The following is a 5,651-nucleotide window of genomic DNA, read 5'->3' as shown; positions in this document are numbered from 1 at the left end:
GCCGCAGTCCGCGCCCGCCGATACGGCGCGCCACGCGCTCGCGGTCGACCGCCTGCGCGAGGTGCTGCACACGCAGGACCGCGCTGGCCTGCTCGATCTGCTCGGCGTGACCGCGACCGCGCTTACGCAGGCCGGCGAGGCGACGGAGGTTCACGCGCTGCATGCCGAAACGCTCATGCTCGATGGCGCGCCGGGCGTCGCGCTGATTGCGCAAGACGGCGCGCTGGCGGCGTGGCTGCATGTGCGGGAGGATGACGACGGACGGGCCGCGCCGGTCGTGTGCGTGGCGGCACGGGGCGCGGACTTCAGCGCGGCCAATCGCGATTTCCAGACTTACGGCGCGCAGGCCGTTCGCACGTTGCTGGCGCGCTTCATGGCGAACGGCGCGTCGATGCAGGCGCAAGCACGGACGCAAGCACGAACGCAAGCCAGCATGCGCGCGGCGCAAACCCTCGCGGCGGCGTCATCGTCGATGCAGGACGGGCCGACGCTGATCGCGCGCCCGCTCGCCATCGCCTAGACGCGCTGCGCGGCTTCCCAGTTGATGTCGACGCAGAGCACCTGCAAGCCTTGCGACGTCTGCGCGGCGATCGAAGCAGTCACGCACAGGTGCGCCTCGTTGATCGACAGATAGGGCGGCGTGAACTGCACGCTGCCGGGCGCTTTCATCGCGGCGATGAAGTAGGGCCGGCGCTCCCAGCTCGCGCCCTCCGAATGCAGCAGCGGACGGAAGCGCTTGGCGCGCTGCGAGGTGCGGCCGTCGGGCAGCACGTTGTCGCCGATCTGGCGGCCCGAGGCGTCCAGCAGGAAACAGCGCGCCGTCTCGCCGAGACCGAGCAGCGGCAGCGTGGCGTCGCTCATGCTCGCGTCCGCGGCCAGTTGGCTCGCAGCCGCCTGCAGCGCGCTAACGTAGGGCGCGAGGCGCGCCGATTGCGCCCGCTCGCGCGCGCTCACGCGCTCGCGCAGACGCGCCGACAGATCGTCCATCAGATGCGCCGCCGTGGCGGGCGGCACGGGTTCGACGTCGGGCCGCGCGAAGTACGCGCCCTGCACGAAATCGGCATTGCTTTCGAGTGCGATCAGCGCGTCGCGCTCCGTCGAGAGGCCGCCGACCAGCACCAGTTGACCGGACTCGTGCAGCATCGACACCAGCCCCGGCAGCACGCGTTCGATGTGCGCGTGGCGGCTCGCCTGCGCGAGCAGGCTGCGGTCGAGCGTGACGATGTCGGGACGCAGCTGCCAGACGCGGTCGATGTTCGAATGCTTGGCGCCGAAGCCGTCGAGCGCGATCACGAAACCCGCCTTGCGCAGCCCGTCGATGATCTCCGCGAAACGCGAGTTCTCGCCGCCCGCCTGTTCCGACACTTCCAGCACCACGCGCTGCGGCTGCAGCCCGAGCGCCTTGATGCCGGCGAGCAGGGCGTCGCCGTAGCTCGTGTCCATCAGCGCGGCGGGGTGCAGGCTCAGGAAGAGCCATTCGTCGTGCGAGTCGAAGGCGTTGAAGTTGCCCAGATGCAGCGACTCCGCGAGCCGTCCCAGTTCGAGCAGATCGCCGCGGCGCGCGGCCTGCGTGAACACTTCCTGCGACGGCACCTGCTGGCCGTGCTCGTCGTGCGCGCGCAGCGACGCGTGATAGCCGATCGCGCGGCGGTGGGCGACCGAAAACACCGGCTGGAACACGCTGAACACGGTGTATCCGCCGTAGAGTACGGTGCGCCGGGCGCCTTCTTCGCCCGCGACGGGACGCGACTGATAGCCGGGAGGATCGAGGTCGATCATGCTGTTCATAGGCCTGGGTGACGCGCGCCTTGGCCGGCACAGGACCGCGCGCGCGAACGTCGAGTTTACATTACAGGATAGCCGTGCAAAAAGTATGCGAGTCCCGACACACAGCCGGTCGGGCCATGCGCACGGGATATCGGCGTTTTACGGATAGTCGGTGAGGGCGTTGCGGAGGCCGCGCAGGCACTGGCGGCGAGCCTTCGCGGCCAATGCGCGCACCGCGCGGAGCGCGCCGTGCACCGGCCTGGTGCGCGGCGGTCGCGGGTTTTTCCGTAGCGGATTTGAGCGCGGTATCAGGCGGTGTTTTCAGGCGGCCTCTGCGAGCGCAATGGCCGCGCGTTTGCCTGGCGTTTGCCTGGCGTTTGCCAGGAATTTGCCGCTCAGGTGCGCTCGGACGGATCGGTCTTTTTCGCGGCGTGGCGCACGTCGTCGGAGAGCTGGCCGAAGATCCACGACGAGGCCGCCGTGATAATGCCCACGCACACGAACGTGGCGTGGAACGCCGGAATCACGTTGGACGCGGTCATGTGCGCGATCAGCCCCGTGAAGGTCGTGAGCAGCGCGCCCGCGACCGTCACGCCGAGACTCATCGAGAGCATCTGCACGAGCGAGAACAGGCTGTTGCCGCTGCTCGCGCCGCCCATGCCGAGGTCCTTGAGCGTGAGCGTGTTCATCGCGGTGAACTGCATCGAATTCACGGCGCCGAACACGGCCAGTTGCACGAGGCGCAGCCACAGCGGCTCGTGCGGCGTCGAGAGCGCGAAGCTCGCCATCATCAGGCCGACCAGCACCGTGTTGATCACCAGCACGCGGCGGTAGCCGTAGCGCGTGATCAGATAGGTGACGAGGCGCTTCGAGAACATGCCCGCCGCCGCGACCGGCAGCATCATCAGGCCCGCCTCGAACGGCGTGTAGCCGAGCGCGACTTGCAGCAGCAGCGGAATCAGATACGGCATCGCGCCGCTGCCGATCCGCGCGAACAGGTTGCCGAGCAGCCCCACGCTGAAGGTATGGATCCTGAACAGATCGAGCGAGAAGATCGGCCGCGGCGAGCGTTGCGCGTGCAGCCCGTAGGCGACGAAGGCGGCCAGCGAGACGATCAGCAGCACCAGCACGGTCGCTTGCGGAATGCCCAGTTCGGAGCGGCCGTCGAGCGCGAACGAGATCGTCACCATGCCCGCGACCAGCAGCAGATAGCCGGGCAGGTCGAACTTCGGCGTGTCGGCGTTGCGGCTGTCGGGCATGAAGATGAAAGTGAACAGGCAGCCGATCACGCCCACCGGCACGTTGATCAGGAAGATCCAGTGCCACGAGGCGATCTGCACGAGCCAGCCGCCGAGCGTCGGGCCGATCAGCGGACCGATCAGGCCCGGGATCGCCACGAACGAGAGCGCGGGCAGATAGCGTTCGGCGGGAAAGGTGCGCAGCACGGCGAGGCGTCCGACCGGCAGCAGCATCGCGCCGCCCACGCCCTGCGCGATGCGCGAGAGCACGAGCTGGTTCAGCGTGTGCGCGCTCGCGCAGAGCAGCGAGCCGATCGTGAACACGAAGATCGCGCCCATGAACACGCGGCGCGTGCCGAGCTTGTCCGCGAGCCAGCCGGAGACGGGGATCATCACCGCCATCGTCAACGAATAGGCGATCACGACCGATTGCATGCGCAGCGGCAGTTCGCCGAGGCTGTCGGCCATCGCGGGCAGCGCCGTGTTGACGATGGTCGAGTCGAGCGTCTGCATGAAGAAGCCGGTGGCGACGAGCCACAGCATCACGGAGAGCTTGCGGGCGGAGGGCGTGGAAGGCGAGGCGGCAGTGGACGTGTCGGACATGGGCGAAGGCGGAGGCGCTGGCGGTGTCTGGCAGCCGCCATTGTAGAGAAGGCGGCGCGACGGCGCGCGTAGCGGCGGCGGGATTGTCGCGGTCGTCCCGTTCGTCGCGTGCCGCGCGGTTGCGTGCTCAGGCGTCGAGCCTCGCCGCCGCCGCGAAGAACGCCTGCGCGCGCGGATCGAGCGCGAACGCCGCGTTGATGCGCAGCCACGGACACGGCTCGCCGTGCGGGCGGAAATGGCTGCCCGCCGATACGCTCACGCCGAACGCTTCGGCGCAGGCCGCGAGTCGCGCGGAGTCGTCGATATGCGGCACGCGCGACCACAGGAACTTGCCGCCCGTCTGCGTGTGCGCGAGCCCGGTGGCTTGCGCGGCGCGTGCGGCGGACGGCGCGGTGAACAGCTCCCAGCCGTGTTCTTCGAGCGAGCGCGTGGCCGCGCCGAGCGTCTCGCCCAGCCGGCGGCGCAGGCGCTCCAGATACTTGCGGTACGCGCCGCGTTCGAGCAGCGTGGCCGCCACGGCCTGCGTGAAGCGCGACCCGCTGATGCTCGTGAGCGCCTTGATCGAGGCGAGATCGCGCACGACGGCCGGGTTTGCGACGACGTAACCCACGCGCAGCGAGGACGACAGCGTTTTCGACAGTCCGCCCACGTAAATCACGCGTTCGAACTGGTCGAGCGCCGCGAGCCGGTCGGTGGGATCGGCCTGGAAATCGGCGTAGATATCGTCTTCGACGATGCTGAAGCCGTGCTCGCGCGCGAGTTGCAGCAGCCGGAACGCCACGGGCGGCGAGATCGTCGTGCCGGTCGGATTGTGGAACACGGTGTTGACGAAGAACGCGCGCGGCCGGTGCTGCGCGAGCATCGCATGCAGATGGTCGAGATCCGGCCCGCTCGCCGTGCGCGTGATGCCGACGAGCCGCACGCCGTGCAGCTTCAGCAGTCCGTACAGGTTGTAGTAGCCGGGATCCTCGACGAACACGGTGTCGCCGGGCTTGAGCAGATAGCGCATCAGCAGGTCGATGCCCTCGCTCGCGCCTTCGGTGATGAGGATCTGCTGCGTGTCGGCGGCGATGCCGAGCGGCGCGAGGCGGTTGCGCAGATGCTCGCGCAGCGTGGCGTCGCCGAGCGGCGGGCCGTAGTCGACGAGACTGGACGGATCGGTGCGCGAGACGTGGCGGATCGCCTGACCGATGGCGTCGGTGTCGCGCCACGCTTGCGGCACCGAGCCGCTGTCGAGCTGCAGCGCCTCGCCCGGCAGGTTCAGTTGCGCGAGCAGATGGCCTGATTCCTCGGCGGCGTTCGAGAGATCGCAGGAACCGAGCCCCGCGAGCCCGAGCCGCGCGTGTTCGCTCACATAAAAGCCCGAACCGTGCCGCGAGTCGAGATAACCGAGCGAGACGAGGCGGTCGTAGGCCTCGATCACCGGAAAGCGGCTGATGCGGTAATCGGCGGCGAGCTGTCGGATCGACGGCAGGCGCGCGCCCGGATGCGCCGAACGCGAGCGGATCCACGTTTGCACGCCGGCGACGATCTGCTCGGTGAGCGGGACGTCGCTGGCGCGGTCGAGTTCGAGTTTCATGGGCGGCCTGCGCGCAAGTGTCCGGTTTTTTCACTGCACAGTTCCGCGTGAACTGTTCGGAACTGTGCATGGGTTGGCGAGATGCCGAGGGCAATAATGCTCCAACCGGGCAGGGGCTTCAAGACGTTTCGCAGTCTGATGGAAACGGCATAAACATGGCGAAGTCACATGACGAATGCGAGCCCGGCCCGACGACAAAATGCACCCAAGGAGCACGGCAATGCGCGAAATCCGGATTTTCGAACTGGAGCACGGCGAGCCCGCCGAAAGCTGGCGGCTCGCGCAGGCGATGCAACTGCAGGTGAGCGAGGGCGAACTCTGGCTCACGATGGGCGGCGACGCCGACGATTACTGGCTGCGCGCGGGCGAGTCGATCCGGCTCGCGGCGGGCACGCGCGTGTGGCTGAGCGCGGGTCGCGACGGCGCGCGTTTCGTGCTGGCGCTGGGCGGTGCATCGGCTGCGC

5 protein-coding genes are annotated in these 5,651 nt (G+C 68.7%); 2 read left to right on the top strand and 3 right to left on the bottom strand.

The annotated features are described in order from the left end of the window. The coding region (locus tag G3N97_RS35955) for a hypothetical protein (protein ID WP_205997570.1) at nucleotides 1-520 on the top strand (520 nt) is incomplete at its 5' end. On the opposite strand, the gene G3N97_RS35950 is transcribed toward G3N97_RS35955, so the two are convergent. From G3N97_RS35950 to G3N97_RS35940, 3 genes are all read right to left on the bottom strand, one after another. Next, on the bottom strand, nucleotides 517-1,788 hold the full coding sequence (locus G3N97_RS35950; protein WP_205997569.1) for an EAL domain-containing protein: 1,272 nt from the start codon (nucleotides 1,786-1,788) through the stop codon (nucleotides 517-519). The two genes, G3N97_RS35955 and G3N97_RS35950, sit on opposite strands and share 4 nt — an antisense overlap. 374 nt (nucleotides 1,789-2,162) lie before the next feature. Next, complete coding sequence (gene mdtD, locus G3N97_RS35945; protein WP_205997568.1) at nucleotides 2,163-3,608, bottom strand: multidrug transporter subunit MdtD; 1,446 nt, start codon at nucleotides 3,606-3,608, stop codon at nucleotides 2,163-2,165. A 127-nt stretch (nucleotides 3,609-3,735) separates the two neighbouring features. Then, nucleotides 3,736-5,187 carry a PLP-dependent aminotransferase family protein gene (locus tag G3N97_RS35940; protein ID WP_205997567.1) on the bottom strand — a complete coding sequence of 484 codons (1,452 nt, stop codon included), beginning with the start codon at nucleotides 5,185-5,187 and terminating at the stop codon, nucleotides 3,736-3,738. Nucleotides 5,188-5,407: 220 nt separating this feature from the next. On the opposite strand from G3N97_RS35940, the gene G3N97_RS35935 reads away from it, so the two are divergent. Further along, the coding region (locus G3N97_RS35935) for a DUF2917 domain-containing protein (protein WP_205997566.1) at nucleotides 5,408-5,651 on the top strand (244 nt) is incomplete at its 3' end.

The sequence above is a fragment of the Paraburkholderia sp. Ac-20347 genome, assembly GCF_017104805.1.
In the GTDB taxonomy this organism is placed as follows: Bacteria; Pseudomonadota; Gammaproteobacteria; order Burkholderiales; family Burkholderiaceae; genus Paraburkholderia; species Paraburkholderia tropica.
This window is presented reverse-complemented; position numbering and strand designations above follow the sequence as displayed.

Excerpts from the sequence above, each read along its gene's own strand:
- G3N97_RS35950 (WP_205997569.1), bottom strand. The coding sequence starts at position 1,788 with ATGAACAGCATGATCGACCTCGATCCTCCCGGCTATCAGTCGCGTCCC.
- mdtD (WP_205997568.1), bottom strand. The coding sequence starts at position 3,608 with ATGTCCGACACGTCCACTGCCGCCTCGCCTTCCACGCCCTCCGCCCGC.
- G3N97_RS35940 (WP_205997567.1), bottom strand. The coding sequence starts at position 5,187 with ATGAAACTCGAACTCGACCGCGCCAGCGACGTCCCGCTCACCGAGCAG.